We start from the raw sequence: 1,748 nt of genomic DNA, 5'->3' as shown, positions 1-1,748 counted from the left end.
CAGGCCGAATGGGCTGGCCGTGCACGTGGACTTGCCGCGCCAGCGCCAGAGCATGAACGAACGCGAGCGCGTGGTGGCTTACCTGAACTGGCGCAATCACTGGGCGCCGAGACGGCCAGCATCAGCGGTGAGCAATTGTCGGCCGCGCTGCTGCAATTTGCCCGCAGCCGCAACGCCGGCAAGCTGGTGATCGGGCAGGAAGAGGGCGGCCTGCGGCGTCTGTTGCGCTGGCCACGCGGTTCGCTCTCGCAGCGCATTGCCAGCGCCGGCGGCGAGATCGACCTCTACACGATTGCCCGCAGCCGCACCCGCGAACATCAAGAAGAGCGCAGCATGGACAGTGCCGCCAGCGCCGCCGAAGCGCTGCTGACCCGGCGCCGCCGCACCCGTGGCAGCCTGTGGGCGGTGGCCAGTTGCGCCGCCACCACGACCGTGGCCTTCGTGCTGGATGGCAAGCTGCATCCGGCCAACGTCATCATGCTCTACCTGGTGGGCGTGATGCTGGTGGCGATGCGCTATGGCCGGGCCGCCTCGATTCTGGTATCGGTACTGTCGGTGCTGTCCTTCGATTTCTTCTTCGTCGATCCGCGCTTTTCCATCACGGTCTCGGACGCCCAGTATCTGCTCACCCTGGCGGTGATGCTGGCGGTGTCGCTGTTCATCAGCTCGCTCACCGCCCGCCTGCGCCGTCAGGCCAGCGTGGCCATGCAGCGCGAGGCGCGCGCGGCCAATCTCTACATGCTGGGCAAGGAATTGTCGGCCTTGCTCACGCTGGACCAGATCTTGGAAATCGGCCGCCGCCATCTGGCCGCCGTGTTCGGCGCACGCATCGCCTTCTTCCTGCCCGATAGCGCCGAGCAGTTGCGCCTGGCCGAACCGCAAGCCGATAGCGGTGGCGCGCACGTCTTGCGCAGCGTCGATGCCGGCGTGGCGCAATGGGTCTATGACAATGGCCAGCCAGCCGGCAAGGGTACGGCCACCCTGCCATCGGCGGCGGCGCTATACCTGCCGCTGATGGCCACCATGCGCACCCGTGGCGTGCTGGCCTTTGCCATCGAAGCGCCCAGCGAAGAAGAACGCCAACTGGCCGCCGCGCAACTGGCCCTGCCCGAGAACCGCCAGATGCTGGAAATCTTCTGCTCCCAGATCGCCATGGCCATCGAGCGCCTGCACTATGCCGAGGTCGCCCAGGATGCGCTGGTGACGATGGAGTCCGAGCGCCTGCGCAATTCGCTGCTCTCGGCCATCTCGCACGACTTGCGCACACCGTTGACTTCGCTGGTGGGCAGTGCCGAAGTGCTGGCCGGCGACGCCCGGCTCGATGACGACGCCCGCGCCATGGCCCGCACCATCAGCGAACAGTCGCAGAAGATGGTGGGATTGATGAACAACCTGCTGGACATGGCGCGCCTGCAAGCCGGCGTGGTGACCCTGAATCGCCAGTGGAACGCGCTGGAAGAACTGACCGGCTCGGCCTTGCGGCTATTGGCCAAGGCGCTCGAAGGGCGCCTGGTCGAGACCCGCATCGCGCCCGACCTGCCGCTGTTGCGGGTCGATGCCGTGCTGCTGGAACGGGTACTGGCCAACCTGGTGGAAAACGCCATCAAGTATTCGCCGCCTGGCAGCAGCATCACCATTGCCGCCCATGTCGAAGACATCGATGACGCGCCCCAGGTCAAGGTCAGCGTGATCGACCATGGACGGGGTTTCCCGCCGGCCATGACGCAGCACGCCTTGAGAAATCACCC

1 protein-coding gene is annotated in these 1,748 nt (G+C 66.4%); it reads left to right on the top strand.

Annotated elements, in window-relative coordinates; translation table 11 throughout:
• Positions 1-1,748: DUF4118 domain-containing protein (locus I5W_RS11665; RefSeq protein ID WP_252716998.1), on the top strand; the 1,748-nt coding region annotated here is incomplete at both ends.

This window comes from Herbaspirillum sp. B65 (assembly GCF_000333555.1).
Lineage (GTDB): Bacteria > Pseudomonadota > Gammaproteobacteria > Burkholderiales > Burkholderiaceae_D > Herbaspirillum > Herbaspirillum rubrisubalbicans.
Note: the sequence above shows the minus strand (reverse complement) of the source record. Positions and strands in the feature narration are given on the sequence as shown.